Below are 20133 nucleotides of genomic sequence, written 5' to 3'. Positions count from 1 at the left end.
CCGAGATGACCCCGAGATGACGCGGCCGTCGTGAGATCCTGGTCGGGTGCTTTCGCCCATTGACGCGCTGCGTGAGCAGATCACCGCCCGCCTGACCACCTTCGACCGCCGCCAGGTGCCGCCCGCCGGCGGGGTGCGCAGGGCCGCCGTCACCGTGTGCGTGCTGGAGGACGACGAGCGCAGCCCGTACGTCATCGTGATCAGGCGCGCCGCCCGGGGCCGCAACCCCGGGCAGTGGGCGCTGCCCGGCGGCCGGCTCGACGAAGGCGAGCGGCCGGTGGAGGCCGCGCTGCGCGAGCTGGCCGAGGAGACCGGCGTCACGGGGGTCGAGGTGGCCGGCCTGCTCGACGACTTCGTCACCGACTCGGGCTTCGTGATCACCCCGGTGGTGGCGTTCGGCGGCCGTCAGGAGCCGGTGCCCGACGCCCGGGAGGTGGCCTCGGTGCACCCGGTGCCGCTCGACCGTTTCCTGGAGCCGGGGGTGCCGCGCTGGCAGGGCGGCCTGCTGCAGATGCCCCTGGGCCCCTCGATCGTCATCCACGCGCCGACGGGCGCGATTTTGTGGCAGTTCGCCGAGGTGGCGCTGCGTGGCCGTGAGCAGCGGGTCTTCGACGTCAGGCAGCCGCACTGGACGAGAACCTGACCGGAACTTCGGGCCCGATGGAATAGCACCCCCCGGATGTCCGTTAGCATCGAGAGGCCGATGTGGTCTGTGTCCCCCGGGCCGCAAATTACCGCCTTCACGGAATACCGTTCGGCTGGAGCCGTGTTGTGCATCTCGCCGAGGAGGCGACCGCCACATCGGCCTCAAAGCTTTTCCCAGGCGTCCCGCAGCACCCGGCGGGGCGCCTGCTTTATTGTGGGGTGGCCGCCCGCCCGATGATCAGGAGAGCTCGTTGCTGTACGAAGTGGTCAAGTTCGCCGCCGCGCCCCTCGCTCACGCGATGTGCCGGCCGCACATCTCCGGTGCGGCGCACGTGCCGAGGAGCGGTCCCGCGATCCTGGCCGCCAACCACCTGTCGGTGCTCGACTCGTTTCTGCTGCCGGCGCTGCTGCCGAGGCACGTGACGTTCACCGCCAAGAACGAGTACTTCGACGGCAACCCCGTCTCCGGCTTCTTCATGCGGCTCGGCGGGAGCCTGCCGATCGACCGCGAGAGCGCGCACGCCGCTCAGGCGATGCTCGACGACGCGGCCGCGCTGCTGGAGCGGGGCGAGCTGTTCGGCATCCATCCCGAGGGCACGCGCTCCCCCGACGGCCGCCTCTACCGCGGCAAGATCGGGGTGGCCTGGCTGGCGCTCAAGACGGGCGCGCCGGTGTTGCCCGTGGCGCTCAGCGGCACCGAGAAGGTGCTGCCTCTGGGTGCGAAGGTGCCGCGTCCCGCGCGGATCGGCATCGCGATCGGGGCGCCCATGCGGTTCACGGGCGACCACACCAAGGCCCAGGACCGGCGGCGGGTCACCGATGAGATCATGGCCGCCATCCAGCGGCTGTCAGGGCAGGAATACGTCCCGAGCTACGCGTCGAGTTTCAAGGCCTCCCATGGGATGTCCTGAGGTCTCGCCGCCCGGCTCGGGCACGTGCCGTCGAGGATTAGGGGGCTGATCAGTGGCGCGGGGCCGTACCATCGCGATCGTGTCAGGCGTCACCGTGCTCGCGGTGGGGGCCGCGGCCGGGGGCGCTTACTACGTACTGCACACCAGGGGCACGCCGGCCGAGACCGCGCAGCGCTTCGCGGTGGCGTGGCAGGCGGGTGACAGCGGCGCGATGACCAAGGAGCTGGCGAAGCCGCAGCAACTCACCGCCTACGACCAGCAGCGCACCGCGCTCGCGGTCGAGTCGGCCACGATCGAGCTCGGCAAGGTCACCGAGGGCGACGGGCGGGCCCAGGTCCCCTACACCGCGACCCTGACCATGAAGAACGTCGGCAAGTGGTCCTACCAGGGCCAGATCGACCTGATGGTGGCCGACCGCACGTGGAAGGTCGACTGGAAGCCGGCCACGCTGCATCCGTCGATGACGCAGGGCGCCACGTTCGCGCTCAAGACCCGCTGGCCGGACCGCGCCGAGATCACCGACGCCGAGGGCGACCGCATCGACACCGGCACGGTGGGCGGGTCGGTCCAGCAGCTCGTCGGCTACCTGTCCAAGGCCACCAAGAAGGACGTGACCAGGCTCGGCGCCTCCTACAAGGTCGGGCAGGCGGTCGGCTACGCCGGGCTGCAGGCGACGTTCCAGAAGCGGCTGGCCGGCACCCCCGCGACCGAGATCCAGCTCGGCGGCAAGAAGCTGCAGACCATCGAGGGCACCGACGGCGAGGCCCTCCAGACCTCGCTTGACCCGCGCGCGCAGGCCGCCGCCGTGACGGCGGTCAAGAACATGAAGAAGCCCACCTCGCTGGTGGCGATCAAGCCGTCCACCGGCGAGATCCTGGCCGTGGTCAACAACGTGGGCGGGTTCAACCGGGCGCTCGACGGGCGTTACCCGCCCGGCTCGACGTTCAAGGCGGTCACCGCGATCGGGCTGCTGGCGGCCGGGATGTCGCCGAAGGACATGGTCACCTGCCCCAAGTACGCCACCGTCGGCGGTCTGAAGATCCGCAACTCCGACAAGGCGGAATACGGCTCGCTGTCGCTCCGCGACTCGTTCGCGCACTCGTGCAACACCACGATCGCGCCGCTGACCAAGGAGCACCTGGGCGCCGACAAGCTGCTCGACGCGGCCGAGGACGTGGGCTTCAACCAGCAGCTGACCATCGGGGTGCCGGCCGCGAAGGCCAGCTTCCCCAAGGCGACGTCCGACGCCGAACTGGCCGCGGAGTCGTTCGGGCAGGCCAGGATCACGGCCAGCCCGCTGTCGATGGCCTCGGTGGCCGCAGCCATCGCCGACGGCACCTGGCGCCCGCCGACGCTGGTGCCCTCGGTGAAGCAGAAGACCGCCGACCGGGAGCTGCCCGAGGGCGTGAAGTCGGGGCTGCACGACATGATGTCGGCCGTGGTGACCAAGGGCACCGCCAAGGCGGCGGGCCTGCCCTCGGGCACCTACGGCAAGACCGGCACGGCCGAATACGGCACCGGTGAGAAGCTCGAGTCCCACGCCTGGTTCATGGGGTGGAAGGGCGACGTGGCGTTCGCCGTGGTCGTCGAGGGCGGCGGAGGCGGCGGCAAGGTCGCGGCCCCGGTCGCGGCGACCTTCCTCAAGAGCTACTGACGTCCCTCCGGCCGGGGCCTTGAGTCCCCAGCGGGTGGAAGGTGCACGCTGCCAGGCGAGAGTGAGGGGCTCTAAACGATCGGCGAGCCGGCCCGCCCTCCGCGGTTACGCTGGTCACTTGTCAAGGACTACGCGCAGGGGGCGTCGATGAGCCGTCAGCACACCTACCAGACCGTCGTGACCTGGACCGGGAACAAGGGCAGCGGCACCAGCGGCTACCGGGACTTCGGGCGCGAGCACGACCTGTCCGCCGACGGGCCGCCCACCATCGCGGGCACGTCCGACCCCGCCTTCCGGGGTGACCCGGCGCGCTGGAACCCGGAGCAGTTGCTGGTGGGCTCGCTCGCGCAGTGTCACATGCTGTGGTATCTGCACAAGTGCGCGATGGCGGGTGTCGTGGTGACCGCGTACGAGGACCGCTCGACGGGCACCATGGCCGAGACGGCGGACGGCGGTCACTTCACCGAGGTGGTGCTGCGGCCCAAGGTGACCGTGGCCTCGCCCGAGATGACCGAGGCGGCGCTGGCCCTGCACGCCGACGCCCACAAGTCGTGCTTCATCGCCGCCTCCGTCAACTTCCCGGTCCGCCACGAGCCGGAGGTGAGTGCGGCGGGCTGAGCCGCTACGCCTCCACGTAGTCCAGGCCCAGCTTCGGGGCGAGCTCCCGCAGGGTCTCCTCGAAGACCGGCCCCAGGTCCGTGTAGGCGAAGTCGAGCTGGTTGAGCACCTCCATGCAGAGCAGCCCGTACAGCCTGATCCAGCACGTCAGGAAGACGTGGACCGCCTCCACGGGCAGCGCGACCCCGGTCGAGACCGTGTAGGCCCGCAGTTGCTCCCTGATGGACGGATCCAGCTCGCCGGGCTCGGGCACCGGGAAGGGCCGGATCGTCCACAGCTCGGTGACCTCCTCCAGGAAGACCTGCTCGAAGTCGCGCCCGGCCAGCTCGCGCGGCGAGTCAGGCCGGCGCTCGCTGGTGATCGGGCTGGCGAACACCCACCCGAACTCGGCCCGGTGCGTGATGGCCCAGGCCCGCATCGCCCGGCAGGTGGCCAGCAACCGGCGGCCGTGGTCGTCCGGCGGGCAGGCGTCGCGCGCCGCCTCCATCACGGCCGTCAGCTCACGGAAGAAGTCGGCGGTGACCGCCCCGATCAGCTCGTCGTGCCCGGCGAAATAGTGGTAGAGCGCCGGCCCGCTCATCCCCATCTCCCTGGCCACGGCGTTGATCGTGACGGCCGCCGGCCCCTGCTCGATGAGCAGCCCGCGGGCGGCGGCGCGGATCTCCGCCAGCGTCGCCTGCCGCACCCTGTCACGCCTGCTGACGGTCATGGCCCACCTTTCTCAGGAATCGTCCGTTGACATCCTAGGGCGTCTATGTTTCCTTAATGCCTCTAAGGATATTTAAGGAGTATAGATGCAACGCAATCCCTTGGCGGGCGCCTTCGCCAAGTACGTCATGGAGGCGCGGGTCACCGAGGCCGAGCTCGTCACGCCCACGATGCGGCGGATCCGGCTGGCGACCGGCGCCCCGATCGCCTTTCCCTACCGGCCCGGCCAGCACATCAGGGTGCAGATCAACGACCCGCTGTCGATGTACGGGATCCTGCGGCCGGCCGAGACGCTGCGCACGTACACGATCTGGGAGCTGGACGCCGGCAGGCGGGCGCTGGAGCTGCGCGCGCACCTGTACGACGGCGACGGCATCGGCCTGCGCTGGGCCCGGGAGGCGGCTCCCGGGGACGCGGTGACGTTCTGGTGGCCGCAGGGCGACTTCTTCACCCGCGACGAGGCTCCGTTCCATGTGTTCGCGGGCGATGAGACGGCGGCCGCGGCGTTCGGGCCGATGCTGCGCGCGCTCGGGGCCGGCGCGCAGGTGCACGGGGTGCTGGAGAGCGAGTCGGCCGAGCACGACCTGCCCATGCCGGGTCCGTACGAGCTGCGCCGCGCCCACCGCCACGGCGCGCCCGCCGCGTCGTCGAACACGCTGCTCACCGCGGTCGCCGCGCTGGACCTGCCCGGCAACACCGGCGCCGCCTACCTCGCGGGCGAGGCGCGCACCTGCCAGATGATCCGCGACCACCTGGTACGCGAGCGCAACTGGCCACGCACCTCGATCAAGATCAAGCCGTTCTGGGCACCGGGCAAGCGCGGCCTGCACTGAAAACCGGTTGGATCACCGGGGTTCGTCCGGCCAAGGTGGGGTCTCGTGAACGAGCTCCTGGGATACTCGGCCGACGCCCGGCTGCTGATCGTGAACGCCGACGACTTCGGCATGTACCGCGCGGTCAACGAGGCGATCATCGGCTCGATCGAGGAGGGGATCGCCGCGTCGTGCAGCCTGATGACGCCCTGCCCGGCCGCCGGGCACGCCATTGACCTGCTGCGCGACCGGCCCGAGATCCCCTTCGGCATCCACCTGACGCTGGTCTGTGAGCTGCCCGGCCACCCGTGGGGCCCACTGGCGCCGAGGGAACGCGTGACCTCACTGCTCGGCTCGGGCGGGTTCCACCCCTCCGAACGCATCCCGGAGCTGCTCGCCGCCGCCCGGATCGAGGAGGTCGAGCTGGAGTTCCGCGCCCAGATCGCCGCCGTGACGGACGCCGGGCTGACGCCCGTCCACCTCGACTGGCACTGCCTGGCCGACGGCGGGCGGGCCGACATCTTCGACCTGACCGTGGCCCTGGCCGACGAGCACGGGCTGGCGGTGCGCGCCTGGCTCGACCCCGCTCGCTCGAAACTGCGGGCGCGCGGGCGGCCGGTCATCGACCACGACTTCCTGGACAGCTTCGGACTGGACCTCGACGGCAAGGCGGAGGAGTACGCGCGGCTGCTGCGCGAGCTGCCGCCGGGGCTGAGCGAGTGGGCCGTGCATCCGGGCCTGGACGGCGAGGAGGCACGGGCGTTCGATCCCGGTGGATGGCCCGTGCGCCACAGCGACCACGCGTTCCTCACCTCGCCGCGGGCACGCGACATCGTACGGCGAGAAGGGATCACCGTGATCGGCTACCGGACGCTCCGCGAAGCGTGGACGTAGTCGACGACCGGACCCGGAACGGTTCGCGGCGGCTCGGCGGCGGCCGCCAAGGCCATGGCCGCGGCGGCCTCGTGCCGGAGAACCATGATCAGAAGTGTGGCGACCAGCGTGGCGATGAGCAGCCAGCTGATCAGGATGATGACCGTCGAGCGGCGCGGCCGGCGACCGACCCGGGGCTCGGCCTTCGACTTCGCCTCGCTGCGACGCACCCGCTCGTTGAACGACTCGAGCCGCGCGACGAGTCGCGGGTCGTCGTCGACGAGGTGCTGCTCGATCTGTGCCAGCATCCGCTCCTCGTCCTGCGACCAGGCCATAGGCGCACCTCCGCAACGCAAGCTCCGTGGCAGCTATCTGCCCAACCCTGAAGATCATTAGCCCCCGCCTTACCAGCTAATTGCAACCTCTTTTCGGTTTGCGATCAAGCTCGAACCTTTGTTCTAATCATGGGATGCGCTGGGACAACTTGCGCCTGACCGCCGCCGGCCAGGACGATCCGGCCGTGCCGCTGTTCGCCCGTGGCGCGGTCACCCGCACATTCGACACGCCCGAATTCCGGGGCATGACCTTCTACGAGATCCGGGCGAAATCCATCATCAACCGGGTGCCGGGGGCCAGCCGCGTCCCGTTCGAGTACACGATCAACCCGTACCGAGGGTGCAGTCATAGCTGTATTTACTGTTTTGCCCGAAAAACGCATGAATATCTAGATTTAGATGCCGGTGCGGACTTCGACTCCAAGATCGTGGTCAAGGTCAACGCCGCCGAGCTGGCCCGCGGAGAGCTGGCCGCACCCCGGTGGGGCGGTCACCACGTGGCCATGGGCACCAACGTCGACTGCTACCAGCGCGCGGAGGGCCGCTACAAGCTGATGCGCGGCATTCTGGCGGCGCTGCGCGACGCGGCCAACCCGTTCTCGATCCTCACCAAGGGCACGCTGATCCTGCGCGACCTCGACCTGCTGACCGAGGCCGCCGACGTGACGGACGTGAGCGCCAGCGTGTCGGTCGGCTTCACCGACCCCGGCCTGTGGCGCGCCGTGGAGCCGGGCACCCCCGACCCGCGCCGCCGCCTGGAGACCTGCGCCACGCTCAACGACAACGGCATCGCCTGCGGGGTGCTGATGGCGCCCATCCTGCCCTACCTCACCGACTCCCCCGCCCAGCTCGAACGCACGGTCAAGGAGATCGCGGCGGCGGGCGCCACCCACCTCGCCCCCATCGTCCTGCACCTGCGGCCCGGGGCGCGGGAGTGGTGGCTGGGCTGGCTGTCGCGCGAGCATCCGCGCCTGGTGCCGCGCTACCTGGAGCTCTACGGGCGCGGCGCCTACGCGCCGAAGGCCTACCAGCAGCGGATCACCGCCCAGGTGGAAGAGCTGGCCGCCCGCCACGGCGTGGGCCGCGCCACCCCCGCCATGTCCCGCCGCGTCCCACCCCGCCCCGCCCCCGCGGCCCCCCAACCGGAACAACTCCGCCTCCTGTAGCCGAATCCCGGGGCGGGCACGGTCTCAGCCGGACGTGGCGCGCGGGCGGGCCGCGTCGCGCAGGAGGAGCGTGGTGATCACACTGCTCACCCCGGTCAGGGCGATCGCGCCGCCGATCGGGAGAAATTCCGCGAACACGCCGAAGACCAGGGGCCCGATCCCCTGGATGGTCATGGTGGTGGTGTTGAGCAGCGCGAAACCCTGCCCCTGGAGCTCCGACGGGACCGCCTCCAGGAAGCGTCGCTGCAGGCCGAGCAGGTAGGCGGAGCCCACGCCGGTGATCACGTACGCTGCGACGATCGCCGGGTGCGGCAGGTCCAGGACGAGCGCGATCGGGGGCGTGCCCATGACCAGCAGCAGCGGCAGGACGAGCCGTTCCCGGGTGGCGGGCGCGAACACCCGCCCGACCACGACGTCGCCGATGAGCATGCCGACCGACGTGGCCGCCAGGAGGAGGCCGGTCTCCGCCGGGCCGAATCCACGCTGCGCGGCGTACGGGATGAGCAGGCTTCCCGCCGCCGCCAGGTAGGCGGCGGGCAGGCAATGAACCATGATCAACTTGGCGACCCCGGGGGCGGCGACGAGCGCGGCGTTACCTCGCAGGGTCTTCCGCACGATCGACCCGCCACCCGTGCGGGCCACCTCGGTACGCGACAGGAACAGCCGGCTGACCACCAACGCGAGCAGGTGCGCCCCCGCGGTGACCAGCATCGTCCGCTCCACGCCCAGCCACGCGGTCAGCGCCCCGCCGGCGGCCATGCCCGCCAACTGCGCCGCCACCGCGACGAGGTAGTTCAGCGAACGCCCGAGCACGTAGGTGTCGCCGGTGAGGATCTCCGCCAGAATCCGGCCCGCGGCCCCGGTGGTGACCGGGGTCAGGCAGGCCACGGCCGCGACGAGGAGCAGGCTGACCGCGACCGGGAGGCGTCCGAACGCGAGCAGCAGCCCGACCGCGCACTGGAGTGCGTACCCCGTGGTGATGAGGACCCGCGGCGAGAACCGGTCCGCCATCGCGGCGAGGAACAGGCCGCCCGCGGCCTGCGGGAGGAAGCCGATCGTGAACGCCACCGCCGTCAGCAGCGGAGAGCTGGTCTGGTCGAACACCAGCACCGCCAGCGCGACGGACCGCAGCGTGTCGGACATGACGCCGAGCAGCCGGGCCGCGAAGAGGGCACGGAACTGGGTGACCGCGAAGACCTGGCCATAGGTGGCCTTCGCCGTGAACTGGTCGGTCATGGACTGAGGTGCTCCAGAAACTGTCAGAGAGCGGTGCGGAAGCCGCCGTTGCTGAGGAGGTGCTGGCCGTTGATCCACTGGCCCTGCGGGGAGCAGAGGAAGGCGACGAGCCTGGCCGGCTCCTCGGTGCCGGCGAGGTGCCCCGCGGGGGTCTGCTCGCTCATGGCGCCACGGATCTCGTCCGTCATCCACCCGGTGTCGATCGGGCCGGGATTGATGATGTTGGCGCGGACGCCGAGATGGGCGAACTCGTGGGCGGCGGCGAGGGTGATGCGGTCCAGGGCGCCTTTGCTGGCGCCGTAGGGGAGGTTGCCGACGACGTGGTCGCTGGTGAAGGCGATGATGCGCCCGGGTCCGTGAGGTCCGCTTCCACGGCGGTGTGGCGGGCGCCCAGGTCGTTGCCGAGCGCGGTGGCCGCGTCGGGCTCGGCCCCCCAGGGCTTCTCACCGTCATAGGGACGCCAGTACGTGAACGCGATGTCCCAGCCGGTCTCGGCGAGGCCGCGGGCCACGGCGGCGCCGATGTTGACGGTACGTCCGCCCGCACCGGTGACGAGAGTGACGGGTCGGGGACTGGAGGGCGTCGTGTCCGGCATGCTGGGATCATGGTTCACCCGGGCTGCCGCCTCAACTGCTTTTAGCCCGCGGTGACGGCGGCTGACCGCGGAGACCCGGCCGAAAATGGTTGGCCCCCGCCGGACGACCGGTGGAAGGATTGACGGGCCCGGCAGGACGATGAGCAAGGAGCATGAGATGCGGCGCCCCCTCGGATTCTCCCAGCGCCCCATTGGCACGAGAGTTCTCGAGGGCTCCTCCACTCATGCACATCCTGAACATCGGCATCCTCGCGCACGTAGACGCGGGCAAGACCAGCCTCACTGAGCGGCTGCTGTTCGAGACCGGCGTCATCGACCGGCTCGGCAGCGTCGACGCGGGCAGCACGCAGACCGACAGCGGCGAGATCGAACGCCGACGCGGCATCACCATCCGCACCGCCGTGGCCTCCTTCACCCTGGGTGATCTGCGGGTCAACCTGGTGGACACGCCCGGCCACGCCGACTTCGTGGCCGAGGTCGAGCGGGCGCTCGGCGTGCTCGACGGCGCCGTACTCGTGCTGTCGGCCGTCGAGGGCGTGCAGCCGCACACCCGCGTCCTGATGAGGACCCTGCGGAGGATGCGCCTCCCGACGCTGATCTTCGTGAACAAGATCGACCGATCGAGCGCCAGGGAACGGGAGACGCTCGCCGAGATCCGGCGGCGGCTCTGGCCGGCCTGCGTCCCGCTCAACACCGTGCGCGGCATCGGCGGCCGCGCCGCCGTCACCCGTCCCGCCTCCTCCACGCGGGAGGCCGCGGAGGTGCTGGCCGAGCGTGACGACGAGCTGCTGGAGCTGCTCGTCGAGGGCAAGGAGCCCGACACCCATCAGGTACGCGCCTCGCTGGCGCGGCAGTGTGCCGGCGGAGTGGCGTACCCGGTGCTGTTCGGCTCGGCGATCACCGGGCAGGGCCTTCCCGAGCTGCTCGACGGCCTCGGCACCCTGCTGCCCGCCGCACCGCGCCCCGCCCCTGGAACGGACGGGAGGGCGGCGCGCGCGACGGTGTTCGCGATCGAGCGGGCGCCGTCCGGGGAGAAGGTGGCCTACCTGCGGATGCGCGCGGGCGTCCTGCGGGAGCGCGAGCACCTCGCCTTCCACCGGGGCGGCGGACCCGCGTACGAAGGCCGGCTGACCGCCCTCGACATCTCCGGCGCCCCCGGCGAACGGCAGGCGGTGGCCGGCGACATCGTCAAGGCGTGGGGCGTCCCCGAGATCCGCGTCGGCGACCAGGTGCACGGCAAGGCGGGCGACCACCCGGACGAGCCCCCGGCCACGACCCAGGCGTACTTCACCCCGCCCGGCCTGGAGACCGTGGTGCGCCCGCGCGTCCCCGGCCAGGAGCCCCGTCTGCACGCCGCCCTGCTGGCCCTGGCCGAGCAGGACCCGCTCATCGGCACCCGTACCCTCGCGGGCGGCGACACCTCGGTCCTCCTGTACGGCGAGGTGCAGAAGGAGGTCATCGGCGAGACCCTGGCCAGGGACTTCGGCGTCGAGGCCGTGTTCGAGCCCAGCCGTCCGGTCTACTTCGAACGCCCCTCGGGCACCGCCGAGGCGGTCGAGGAGATCCAGCGCAACGCCCGCAACGACTTCATGGCCACCCTCGGCCTGCGCGTCGAGCCGGCCCCGCCCGGTTCGGGGGTCGGCTACCGGCTGGAGGTCGATCTCGGCTCGCTGCCGATGGCCTTTCACCGGGCGATCGAGGAGAGCGTCCGCCTGGCCCTGAGCGAGGGCCCGCACGGCTGGCCGGTCACCGACGTCATGGTGACGGTGACCAGGACCGGCTACTCGGCCCCCGAAACCGTGGCGGCCGACTTCCGCGGCCGCACCCCGATCGTGCTCATGGCGGCGCTGCGCCGGGCCGGCACCACGGTGTACGAGCCGTGCCACCGCTTCGAGCTGGAGGTGCCGCTGGAGACGTTCGGCGCGGTCACGGCGAAGCTGGCGGCGGTGGGCGGCGAGCTGCGCGACACGCTCAGGCAGGACGACACCTGGCTGCTGACGGGCGAGATCCCGGCGGCCCAGGCGCACGTGTTCGAGCAGCGGCTGCCGGGCCTGTCCCACGGCGAGGGCGCGTGGTTGTCGGAGCCCGCCGGCGACCGTCCCGCCCGCCAACAGTAGGCGGTATGTCGTGTTTTTCGTGAGATGGGTATTAACGGCCTTGATGCACTAATCAGGCGCATCTCAGCCGTACGGGGGGAAATTCCATGGCAGACACGAAGAAGAAACCCGCCGCGAAGTCCGGCAAGTCGAAGAAGCAGGCCATCAAGAGCAGCAGGCAGGCCAAGGTGACGAAGCGGGAGAGCCGCCGGACGACCGACGAAGAGTGAGCGCCGGCGGCCGTCCCGGCCGTCTGACCGGTGACATGATCGGACGGCAGGGGCCGGCGTCCCGGCCGTCCGATCGACAGTGGAGCTGATCTCATGTCGGCTTACCTGCGCTTCCCCGCCGTCCTCCACGACGTGGTGGTCTTCGCCGCCGAGGACGACCTGTGGATGGTCTCCGCCCAGGGCGGACGGGCCTTCCGCCTGACCGCCGGGCTCGCCGAGGCCGGCTATCCGCGCATCTCACCGCACGGCGACCGGGTCGCGTTCGTGGGGCGCGAGGAGGGCCCGGAAGAGGTGTACGTCATGCCGTCCGCGGGCGGCGCGGCCCGCCGGGTGACCTTCCACGGCGCCCGCTGCACGGTGACCGGCTGGGACCCCGAAGAGCGCATCCTGTACGCCAGCGACCAGTCCCAGCCCTTCGAGGGCCGCAAGTGGCTGCACCGGGTGACGCCGGGCGGGGTGCCGGAGCGGCTGCCGTACGGACCGGCGAACTCCATCGCGTACGGTCCGGGCGGCATGATCGTGCTCGGCCGCAACACCGCCGACCCGGCGCGGTGGAAGCGCTACCGCGGCGGCACGGCCGGCGACCTGTGGATCGACCCGGACGGCGGCGGCGAGTTCCGGCGGCTGATCAGGCTGCCCGGCAACCTGGCCTCGCCCTGCTGGAGCGGCGGCCGGGTGTGCTTCATCTCCGACCACGAGGGCGTCGGCAACGTCTACTCGTGCGCCCCCGACGGCCAGGACCTGCGCCGGCACACCCACCACGACGACTACTACGCGCGCAACCTGGCGAGCGACGGCCGGCGCCTGGTCTACCACGCAGGCGGCGACCTGTTCCTGATGGACCCGGGCGAGCCGCCCCGCCGCCTGGAGGTGCGGCTGGCCAGCTCCAGGACGCAGCGCAACCGCAGGTTCGTCGAGGCCGCCGACTACCTGGAGAGCGCCTCGCTGAGCCCCGACGGGAGCGCGCTGGCCGTCACGGCGCGCGGCAAGGCGTACGCCATGGCGCACTGGGAGGGCCCCGTGCTGCGGCACGGCGCCCCCGACGGCGTCCGCTACCGCTTCCTGACCTGGCTCAACGACGGCGAGCGGCTGATCGCGGCGGCCAGCGACGACGGCGACGAGGAGAAGCTGGTGATCCTCGAAGGCCGCGAGGGCGGCGCCGGCACGGAGGTGGCCCGGCTGGGGCGGATCAACGCGCTGGTGCCCGACCCGGCCCACGACCGGGTGGCCGTGCTCAACCACCGCCACGAGCTGCACCTGCTCGACCTGGCCACGGGCGGGGCGACGCTGGTCGAGGCCAACCCGCACGGCGCGCCGCAAGATCCGGCGTGGTCGCACGACGGGTGCTGGCTGGCCTATGCGAGCCCGCTGAACGCCCAGACCACCGCGATCATGGTGCACCACCTCGAGACGGGCCGGACGGTGCAGGCCACCGAGCCGGTGCTCGAAGACTCGATGCCGGCGTTCGACCCGCAGGGCCGCTACCTGTACTTCATCGGGCAGCGCGGCTTCTCCCCCGTCTACGACCAGCTCCAGTTCGACCTGGGCTTTCCGCTGGGCACCCGGCCGTACGCGGTGGCGCTGCGCGCGGACGTACCGGATCCGTTCGTCCCTCTCCCGCGCCCGCTGGAGGAGAAGGACGACGACGAGGACGAGGAGCCGGAGCCGCTGCTGATCGACGTGGACGGGCTGGCCCGCCGGGTGACCGCCTTTCCGCTGCCCGAGGGCCGCTACGAGCGGGTGGCCGGGCTGAAGGGCAAGGCGCTGATCCTGACGAGTCCCCTCGAAGGGGACGAGACGCTGCACCTGTTCGACTTCGCCAAGGGCGAGAGCGAGACGTTCGCCGACGGCGTGAACGAGTTCGAGCTGGGCCGCGACCACAAGACGCTGCTGTACCGGGCGGGCAGCAGACTGCGGGTGGTCAAGGCGGCCGAGGCGCCCGGCGACGAGGAGCGGCCGGGGCGCGAGAGCGGCTGGATCGACCTGTCGCGGATCAAGGTGTCGGTCTGCCCGGAGGCGGAGTGGCGGCAGATGTTCCGGGAGGCGTGGCGGCTGCAGTTGGAGAACTTCTGGACCGAGGACATGGCGGGCGTGGACTGGCCGGGCGTCTACGAGCGGTACCTGCCGCTGGTGGAGCGGGTGACGACCCGGGGCGAGTTCTCCGACCTGCTGTGGGAGCTGCACGGCGAGCTGGCCACCAGCCACGCCTTCGAGAGCGGCGGCGAATATCGTCCGGGCCCCGACTACAGCCAGGGCAAGCTGGGCGTCGACTGGGACCATCGCGACGGCGTCTACCACATCAGGGCCATCGTGACCGGTGACCCGTGGGATCCGGAGGCCACCTCGCCGCTGAACCGGCTCGGCCTCGACGTCCGTACGGGCGACGCGGTCCTCGCCATCAACGGCGCCCCCATCGGTACGGCGGCCACCCCCGACGAACGGCTCGTCAACCAGGCCGGCGAGGAGGTCGAGCTGACGCTGCGCCGCGGCGACGAGGTGTTCACGGCCACCGTGCGCGCCCTCGCCGACGAGCAGCCGGCCCGCTACCGCGACTGGGTCAACCTCAACCGCGCCGAGTGCCACGAGCGTTCCAGCGGGCGCGTCGGCTACCTGCACGTGCCCGACATGGGGACGGAGGGGTTCGGGGAGTTCCACCGGGGGTTCCTGGCCGAGTACGACCGGCAGGCGCTCATCGTGGACGTGCGCTTCAACGGCGGCGGCCACGTGTCGGCGCTGCTGCTGGAGAAGCTGGCCAGGCGGCGGCTGGGCTACGACCATCCGAGGTGGGGGGCTCCTGAGCCGTATCCGCCGGAGTCGCCGCGCGGCCCGATCGTGGCCGTCACCAACGAGTGGGCCGGCTCCGACGGCGACATCTTCAGCCACACCTTCAAGCTGCTCGAACTGGGCCCGCTGGTCGGCAAGCGCACGTGGGGCGGCGTGATCGGCATCTGGCCAAGGCATCGGCTGGCCGACGGGACCGTGACGACGCAGCCGGAATTCTCGTTCGCGTTCGACGACGTCGGCTGGCAGGTGGAGAACTACGGCACCGATCCCGACATCGAGGTGGACATCACCCCGCAGGACTACGCCAGAGGCGTCGACACGCAGCTCGAACGCGCCATCGATGTCGCCCTCGACCTGCTGGCCGAGCACCCGCCGCACACCCCTGATCCCCGGCATCGGCCGCGCATGCAACCTTAATCATCCGTCCGGCGTCTAAAGATCATAGGTGGGGATAGCGCACAGGGGATGAACAAAAGTGCACCCCGCCGACAAGAGACAATTGGGCCGGTGATGAGAGTGCGTTCCTCATCGTCGGCCACCTGTTGTTGAGACTTCATTCGAAAAGGGGAACCGTCAGGTGCGCGCACTGGCACGCAAGGGCAAGTCGGCGATGGTCCGGCTCTATCGGGGGTACAACCGGCGCAAAGTGCAGAAGGCGCCACCGCCTTCCACCCGGCAGGTACGCATCCTGCTGCTGCACGCCAACGGGATGGGCGGCACGATCCGAACGGTGTTCAACCTGGCCAGCTACCTGGCCGAGAACCACGAGGTCGAGATCGTGAGCATCCTGAAGGAGGCCGAGGAGCCGTTCTTCCCCATCGACCCGCGTGTGAAGTTCCGCTTCCTGGACGACCGGCTCAAGCCCAGCCCCGACCCGCTGCGCGCGATGCTGTCGAAGATGCCGAGCCGGATCATCCCCAAGGAGGAGTCGGCCTACCACCGCTTCAACCTGTGGACCGACCTCAAGCTGACCCGCTACATCCGCTCGCTGGACACCGGCGTGCTGATGGGCACCCGCCCCGGGCTCAACCTGGCGATGGCCCAGTTAGCCCTGCCCAGCGTCATCACGATCGGGCAGGAGCACGTGGCCCTGCGCACCCAGGCCGAGCCGATGCAGGAGCTCATCAAGTGGCGCTACCGGCGCCTCGACGCCCTGGTCACCCTCACCAAGGCGGACCTGAAGGACTATCGCGAGACGCTGCCGAAGAAGCCGCGCAAGCTGACTCGCATCCCCAACGCCGTGCCGCCGATGACGGGCGGGACGGCCAAGCTCGACGCCAAGGTGGCGATCACGGTCGGCCGGATGACCCGGATCAAGGGCTACCACCGGCTGATCACCGCCTGGGAGACGGTCGCCGCCGCCCACCCCGACTGGACGCTGCGCATCTTCGGGGCCGGGCCACAGGAGGACAACCTCCGCCTGCAGATCGCGGAGGCGGGCCTGGAGGGCAAGGTCGAGCTGCCGGGGCCGACCAGCGACGTGGGGGCGGAGCTGGAGAAGGCGTCGATCTACGTGCTCAGCTCGCGTCATGAGGGGTTCCCCATGACGATTCTGGAGGCCATGGCGAAGGGGCTGTCCATCGTCAGCTTCAACAGCCCGCACGGGCCGAAGGAGATGATCACGAACGAGGTGGACGGGCTGCTGGTCAAGCCGCGTACGAACGCCAACCTGGCGGCGTCGATCAGCCGGGTCATCGAGGACGAGCAGCTCCGCCGGGATCTGGCGGCCCGCGCGCTGGAGACCGCCCGAACGTACGACGTGGAGGTCATCGGCCAGAAGTGGGACGCCCTGATGGCGGAACTGCTGGCCCGCCGCAACGGCACCTACGTCCGCCCGCAACCCGCCACCCCGGCGGAGGAACCGGGCGATACACCGGAGAGCAACGTGGTGGAGCTCCGGCCGCCGTGCCCCTGAGCGGTCCCTGAGGTTCACACGCCTGAGCCGGTGAGCTCCACCGGCTCGGCGATGACGTCGACGAGGGCACCGTTGCGGTGGACGGTGATCGGCAGCGGCCGCCCGATGGCGTCGGCGAACATCAGCCGCTGCAGGCTCTGCGCGTCGCCCACCGGGCTGCGGCCCGCGCTCAGCACCAGGTCACCGGCGCGCAGCCCGGCGCGGTGGGCGGGTGAGCCCGGCACCACCTCGACCACCCGCAGCGCCGCGTCCTGCCCGGTACGCCGCCGCAGTTGCTCGGGCAGCGGCGCCGGCGAGGTGACCAGCCCGAGGAACGCCCGCCTGACCCGGCCGTCCCTGATGAGCGCGGCGATGATGGAGCGGGTCGTGCCGTTCATCGGCACGGCCAGCCCCACGCCGGCCCCGGCCACGGCCGTGTTGATCCCGACGACCCGGGCCCGTGAGTCGGCCAGCGCCCCGCCGGAGTTGCCGGGGTTGAGAGCGGCGTCGGTCTGGATCACGTCCTCGATGAGCCGTACGGCCGAGCCGCTGCGCGCCGGTAACGACCGCCCGAGCCCGGACACCACGCCGGCCGTCACCGATCCGGCCAGCCCGAGCGGGTTCCCGACCGCCACCACGAGCTGCCCGACCACCAGCTCGTCGCTGTCGCCGAGCTCGGCGGGCGGCGGCGTGGCCGTCTGCGCCCTGATCACCGCCAGGTCCGACAGCGGATCACGGCCGACCACCACGAAGTCGCCCGAGGAGCCGTCGGCGAACGCGATCGAGCCGCCACGGGAGGAGCCGACGACGTGCGCGTTGGTCAGCAGGAACCCGTCGGCGGTGAACACCACCGCGGACCCGCTGCCCCGGCCGGCCCGCACACCGGCCACTTTCGGCAGCAAATCGGCCGCCACGGAAGACACGACGCGGGAGTAGGCGTCAAGGGGATCCGCCATCTCGTGCACTCCTTTGCTTACAGGATTACACGGTAACTCCTCAGGTGAAAACCTGGGCAAGGGCCAGGCCGCAGTAGGCGGCACCGAGCCCGGCCAGCACACTGATCGCCACGTTGGCCACCACGTGAAAGCGCGCCCCTTCCTCCAGCAGCCGCACCGTCTCGTACCCGAACGTCGAGTACGTCGTCAGCGCCCCGCAGAACCCGACGCCCGCCAGCGCCATCACCCCGTCGCCCGCGGGCACCGCGGCCAGGAACCCCAGCAGCAGCGATCCCAAGACGTTGACCAGCAGCGTCCCCCAGGGGAACACCGTGTCGTACCGCGCCTGCACGGCCCGATCCGCCAAATACCGCAGCGGCGCCCCCACCGCCGCCCCGGCCACGATCAGCAGCAGCGTCATCGTGCGCCCGCCGTCCCGCGAACCCGCCACGCCGTCACCGCGCGCCCACCCGCGCGATCCTGCGGGTCAGCCACATGCCCGTGGCCACCGCCGTCACCGCGGCGGCCAGCGTTCCGGCCAGGTAGAGCAGCCCGGTCAGCGGGGCGCGGGCCGCGATCAGCCGCTGAACGTCCACCGCGTACGTCGAGAACGTGGTGTACCCGCCCAGCACCCCCACCCCCAGGAACGGCCGCACCAGCCGATGCGCCGGCCGGATCTCCGTGATCACCACCATCAGCACCCCGATGAGCAGGCAGCCCGACACGTTGACCCAGAACGTCGCCCACGGGAAGTCGGCGGGGCCGGCGGGCAGGGCGGTCTGGACGCCGTGCCGGGCCAGGGCGCCCAGCGCGCCACCGGCCGCGATCGCCGCGAGCACCGGCCGTTGCGGCTCGGCCCGCTGCGCCGGAACATGGAGATCGACATCCGGATCGATCGGACGATCAGTCACATAACCCTCCCCGTGTCAAAACAGTCGATGCCGGGAATTTCTCTAGACAACCTGGAGCCCCACGGAGGACTGCTTGAGCACGAAGGACGCGGTCGCCCTCGTCGCGGGAGCCATCATCGTCGTTTCCTTCATCGGCAGCGCCAAGACCCCGCCGGCCACCGCGGCCGGCCCGCTGGGCAACGTCAGCGGGACGCTGCCGGGTCTGGCCCCCATCATCTCCGACACGGAGAAGGCCGAGGCACGCGCCCTCATCAAGCGCCTGCGCGTCAAGAGCCTCGGCAGCGGCGCCGGCTACGAGCGCACCCGGTACGGCGAGAACTGGGCCGACAACGCCACCGGCGTCCCGTACGCGGGCAACGGCTGCCGTACCCGAGACGACCTGCTGGCCCGCGACGGTCACAACGTGAAATACCGGGCGGGCTCGAACTGCGAGGTCGTCTCCATGGAGCTGACCGACCCCTACACCGGCCGGCTCATCTACTGGCACAAGGACAACGCCGACGAGGTGCAGGTCGATCATGTCGTGCCGCTCAACTACGGCTGGCGCATGGGCGCGCCGCGCTGGCCGATGTCGAAGCGGCTCGACTTCGCGAACGACCCGCTCAACCTGCTGCCCGTGGACGGCGACGCCAACGAGGAGAAGGACGCCTCCGGCCCGTCGGGCTGGCTGCCGCCGGAGGTGTACGTCCGCTGCGCCTACGTCACCCGCTTCGCGCAGGTCGCGATCAAGTACGGGGTGCCGGTGACGGCGGCGGACAAGAAGACGATGCTGGCCCAGTGCACCTAACGCGGGTCGATCCAGTCGAAACCGTGCTTGAACGTCTGATCGGCCAGGGCCCGCTGCCCGGCGATGTTGGGGTGGAAGTAGTCCCACTTGCTGAGGTGGCTCAGGGTGAACGGATAGGCGAACACCGCGCCCCCGTCGGTGCGGCAGGCGGGACCGTACGCGGCGCACACCTCGGCCGCCGCCCGGTTGTAGGCGATCACCCGCGCCCGCACCCGGTCGCGGCGCTCGGTGTCGGCCGCCCGGGTGGAGGTGGGCTTGGCCAGCAGGCTCTGGCAGATGCGGCCGACCGACCAGAACGTGCGCGCGAGCGGGTTGGACCGGCCCACCTGCCACAGCCGCCGCAGGTCGGGGATGCTGGCGAGGAACACCCTGGCCCTGGGCATCCCGGCACGCAGCTCGGCGAGCGCGGACTCCATCCGCCGCCGGTAGGTCGCCACCGGGGTCATCGCCTGCTCGGTGGACACGCAGGCGTCGAGGGCGCCGATGAGAATCGTCACATAGTCGGCCTTGGCCGCGACCGCCTGCTTGACCTGGCCGAGCAGGTCGGCGCTGGTCGATCCGGGGACGGCGAAGTTGCGGTTGTGCTTGTGGAGCGTTCCAGACAGTTTCGACAGGCGCAGGTAGTGGCTGGAGACCTCGCCGTTGTCGCCGGACGACCATGAGCGCGAGACGCAGGAGACGTAGAAGCCGCAGGAGTTGAAGCCGGTGGAGATCGAGTCTCCGAGCGCGGCCATGACGTCGGGCACGGCCTGGGCTTGACCGGCCCGAGCTTGAACAGCCTGAACAGCCTGGGCCTGAGCGGCCTGAGCCGTGCCGGGAGCGGACAGGACGACGACTGAGGCGAGGACGCAGCCCACGCGAGTGATCATGAACCCAACGTAAGGAGCCGATCACCGGGCTGCCATGGCCTGGGGGTAAGGTCTGCCGGTTCAGGACCGACTTC

Annotated in this window: 20 protein-coding genes; 12 read left to right on the top strand and 8 right to left on the bottom strand. The window is 71.0% G+C overall.

The features are described 5' to 3' along the window. Nucleotides 1–46: 46 nt before the first annotated feature. From C4V41_RS49605 to C4V41_RS49590, 4 genes are all read left to right on the top strand, one after another. Nucleotides 47–643: an NUDIX hydrolase gene (locus tag C4V41_RS49605; RefSeq protein ID WP_103963057.1), complete on the top strand. Its 597-nt coding sequence runs from the start codon at nt 47–49 to the stop codon at nt 641–643. Between the two features lie 253 nt (nt 644–896). Then, the gene (locus C4V41_RS49600) at nt 897–1556 is read left to right on the top strand and encodes a lysophospholipid acyltransferase family protein (RefSeq protein ID WP_235030875.1); all 660 of its coding nucleotides are present in this window, start codon (nt 897–899) and stop codon (nt 1554–1556) included. Between the two features lie 79 nt (nt 1557–1635). Beyond that, complete coding sequence (locus C4V41_RS49595) at nt 1636–3210, top strand: penicillin-binding transpeptidase domain-containing protein (protein ID WP_235030874.1); 1575 nt, start codon at nt 1636–1638, stop codon at nt 3208–3210. 147 nt (nt 3211–3357) lie between these two features. Next, a complete protein-coding gene (locus C4V41_RS49590) occupies nt 3358–3828 on the top strand; it encodes an OsmC family protein (RefSeq protein ID WP_103963055.1) in 471 nt (156 codons plus the stop codon). A 4-nt stretch (nt 3829–3832) separates the two neighbouring features. Here the strand turns inward: C4V41_RS49590 and C4V41_RS49585 are convergent, their stop codons facing one another. After that, nucleotides 3833–4537 carry a TetR/AcrR family transcriptional regulator gene (locus tag C4V41_RS49585; RefSeq protein ID WP_103963054.1) on the bottom strand — a complete coding sequence of 235 codons (705 nt, stop codon included), beginning with the start codon at nt 4535–4537 and terminating at the stop codon, nt 3833–3835. A gap of 85 nt (nt 4538–4622) precedes the next feature. On the opposite strand from C4V41_RS49585, the gene C4V41_RS49580 reads away from it, so the two are divergent. Both C4V41_RS49580 and C4V41_RS49575 read left to right on the top strand, forming a co-directional pair. Next, entirely contained in the window at nt 4623–5369 is a 747-nt protein-coding gene (locus tag C4V41_RS49580) for a siderophore-interacting protein (RefSeq protein WP_200824776.1), read from the top strand. Between the two features lie 45 nt (nt 5370–5414). After that, the gene (locus tag C4V41_RS49575) at nt 5415–6242 is read left to right on the top strand and encodes a polysaccharide deacetylase family protein (protein ID WP_200824775.1); all 828 of its coding nucleotides are present in this window, start codon (nt 5415–5417) and stop codon (nt 6240–6242) included. Here the strand turns inward: C4V41_RS49575 and C4V41_RS49570 are convergent. Further along, nucleotides 6212–6556: a DUF3040 domain-containing protein gene (locus C4V41_RS49570; RefSeq protein ID WP_103963053.1), complete on the bottom strand. Its 345-nt coding sequence runs from the start codon at nt 6554–6556 to the stop codon at nt 6212–6214. The genes C4V41_RS49575 and C4V41_RS49570 overlap by 31 nt on opposite strands. Nucleotides 6557–6690: 134 nt before the next feature. Here C4V41_RS49570 and C4V41_RS49565 point away from each other — a divergent pair, with 134 nt between their 5' ends. Further along, the gene (locus C4V41_RS49565) at nt 6691–7722 is read left to right on the top strand and encodes an Rv2578c family radical SAM protein (protein WP_103963052.1); all 1032 of its coding nucleotides are present in this window, start codon (nt 6691–6693) and stop codon (nt 7720–7722) included. Between the two features lie 24 nt (nt 7723–7746). Here C4V41_RS49565 and C4V41_RS49560 read toward each other — a convergent pair whose 3' ends face one another. Next, nucleotides 7747–8958, bottom strand: coding sequence for an MFS transporter (locus C4V41_RS49560; RefSeq protein ID WP_103963051.1), 1212 nt, complete (start codon nt 8956–8958; stop codon nt 7747–7749). Between the two features lie 23 nt (nt 8959–8981). Further along, a complete protein-coding gene (locus C4V41_RS65970; protein WP_327537515.1) occupies nt 8982–9299 on the bottom strand; it encodes an SDR family oxidoreductase in 318 nt (105 codons plus the stop codon). Nucleotides 9300–9777: 478 nt separating this feature from the next. On the opposite strand from C4V41_RS65970, the gene C4V41_RS49550 reads away from it, so the two are divergent. The 4 genes from C4V41_RS49550 (at nt 9778) to C4V41_RS49540 (ending at nt 16578) form a co-directional block, all read left to right on the top strand. Next, entirely contained in the window at nt 9778–11670 is a 1893-nt protein-coding gene (locus C4V41_RS49550; protein WP_103963050.1) for an elongation factor G, read from the top strand. 86 nt (nt 11671–11756) lie between these two features. Then, nucleotides 11757–11879 carry a hypothetical protein gene (locus C4V41_RS65630; protein ID WP_268808864.1) on the top strand — a complete coding sequence of 41 codons (123 nt, stop codon included), beginning with the start codon at nt 11757–11759 and terminating at the stop codon, nt 11877–11879. 93 nt (nt 11880–11972) lie between these two features. Continuing rightward, on the top strand, nt 11973–15080 hold the full coding sequence (locus C4V41_RS49545; protein WP_103963049.1) for a S41 family peptidase: 3108 nt from the start codon (nt 11973–11975) through the stop codon (nt 15078–15080). Between the two features lie 160 nt (nt 15081–15240). Then, the gene (locus tag C4V41_RS49540; protein WP_103963048.1) at nt 15241–16578 is read left to right on the top strand and encodes a glycosyltransferase family 4 protein; all 1338 of its coding nucleotides are present in this window, start codon (nt 15241–15243) and stop codon (nt 16576–16578) included. A 14-nt stretch (nt 16579–16592) separates the two neighbouring features. Here the strand turns inward: C4V41_RS49540 and C4V41_RS49535 are convergent, their stop codons facing one another. Genes C4V41_RS49535 through crcB (C4V41_RS49525) form a run of 3 tightly spaced genes read right to left on the bottom strand, consistent with a single transcriptional unit; the run spans nt 16593 to nt 18403 of the window. Beyond that, nucleotides 16593–17513 (bottom strand): S1C family serine protease, encoded by a 921-nt coding sequence (locus tag C4V41_RS49535; protein ID WP_103963047.1) that lies wholly within the window; start codon nt 17511–17513, stop codon nt 16593–16595. Nucleotides 17514–17553: 40 nt separating this feature from the next. Continuing rightward, nucleotides 17554–17913, bottom strand: a complete 360-nt coding sequence (gene crcB, locus C4V41_RS49530) for a fluoride efflux transporter CrcB (protein ID WP_103963134.1) — start codon at nt 17911–17913, stop codon at nt 17554–17556. 34 nt (nt 17914–17947) lie between these two features. Beyond that, nucleotides 17948–18403 (bottom strand): fluoride efflux transporter CrcB, encoded by a 456-nt coding sequence (gene crcB, locus C4V41_RS49525; RefSeq protein ID WP_103963046.1) that lies wholly within the window; start codon nt 18401–18403, stop codon nt 17948–17950. A gap of 73 nt (nt 18404–18476) precedes the next feature. Between crcB (C4V41_RS49525) and C4V41_RS49520 the strand changes: the two genes are divergently transcribed. After that, nucleotides 18477–19190 carry an HNH endonuclease family protein gene (locus tag C4V41_RS49520; protein ID WP_103963045.1) on the top strand — a complete coding sequence of 238 codons (714 nt, stop codon included), beginning with the start codon at nt 18477–18479 and terminating at the stop codon, nt 19188–19190. Here C4V41_RS49520 and C4V41_RS49515 read toward each other — a convergent pair. Further along, nucleotides 19187–20059, bottom strand: coding sequence for a GDSL-type esterase/lipase family protein (locus C4V41_RS49515; protein WP_103963044.1), 873 nt, complete (start codon nt 20057–20059; stop codon nt 19187–19189). The two genes, C4V41_RS49520 and C4V41_RS49515, sit on opposite strands and share 4 nt — an antisense overlap. Between the last annotated feature and the right edge of the window lie 74 nt (nt 20060–20133).

Source organism: Nonomuraea solani (assembly GCF_900108335.1).
Classification (GTDB): domain Bacteria; phylum Actinomycetota; class Actinomycetes; order Streptosporangiales; family Streptosporangiaceae; genus Nonomuraea; species Nonomuraea solani.
Note: the sequence above shows the minus strand (reverse complement) of the source record. Positions and strands in the feature narration are given on the sequence as shown.

What these genes read in the sequence shown, in the direction of transcription:
- C4V41_RS49560 (WP_103963051.1), bottom strand. Translation starts at nt 8,958, where the DNA reads ATGACCGACCAGTTCACGGCGAAGGCCACCTATGGCCAGGTCTTCGCG.
- C4V41_RS49535 (WP_103963047.1), bottom strand. Translation starts at nt 17,513, where the DNA reads ATGGCGGATCCCCTTGACGCCTACTCCCGCGTCGTGTCTTCCGTGGCG.
- C4V41_RS49515 (WP_103963044.1), bottom strand. Translation starts at nt 20,059, where the DNA reads ATGATCACTCGCGTGGGCTGCGTCCTCGCCTCAGTCGTCGTCCTGTCC.
- crcB (WP_103963134.1), bottom strand. Translation starts at nt 17,913, where the DNA reads ATGACGCTGCTGCTGATCGTGGCCGGGGCGGCGGTGGGGGCGCCGCTG.
- C4V41_RS49565 (WP_103963052.1), top strand. Translation starts at nt 6,691, where the DNA reads ATGCGCTGGGACAACTTGCGCCTGACCGCCGCCGGCCAGGACGATCCG.
- C4V41_RS49580 (WP_200824776.1), top strand. Translation starts at nt 4,623, where the DNA reads ATGCAACGCAATCCCTTGGCGGGCGCCTTCGCCAAGTACGTCATGGAG.
- C4V41_RS49570 (WP_103963053.1), bottom strand. Translation starts at nt 6,556, where the DNA reads ATGGCCTGGTCGCAGGACGAGGAGCGGATGCTGGCACAGATCGAGCAG.
- C4V41_RS49590 (WP_103963055.1), top strand. Translation starts at nt 3,358, where the DNA reads ATGAGCCGTCAGCACACCTACCAGACCGTCGTGACCTGGACCGGGAAC.
- C4V41_RS49585 (WP_103963054.1), bottom strand. Translation starts at nt 4,537, where the DNA reads ATGACCGTCAGCAGGCGTGACAGGGTGCGGCAGGCGACGCTGGCGGAG.
- C4V41_RS49550 (WP_103963050.1), top strand. Translation starts at nt 9,778, where the DNA reads ATGCACATCCTGAACATCGGCATCCTCGCGCACGTAGACGCGGGCAAG.
- C4V41_RS65630 (WP_268808864.1), top strand. Translation starts at nt 11,757, where the DNA reads ATGGCAGACACGAAGAAGAAACCCGCCGCGAAGTCCGGCAAGTCGAAG.
- C4V41_RS49545 (WP_103963049.1), top strand. Translation starts at nt 11,973, where the DNA reads ATGTCGGCTTACCTGCGCTTCCCCGCCGTCCTCCACGACGTGGTGGTC.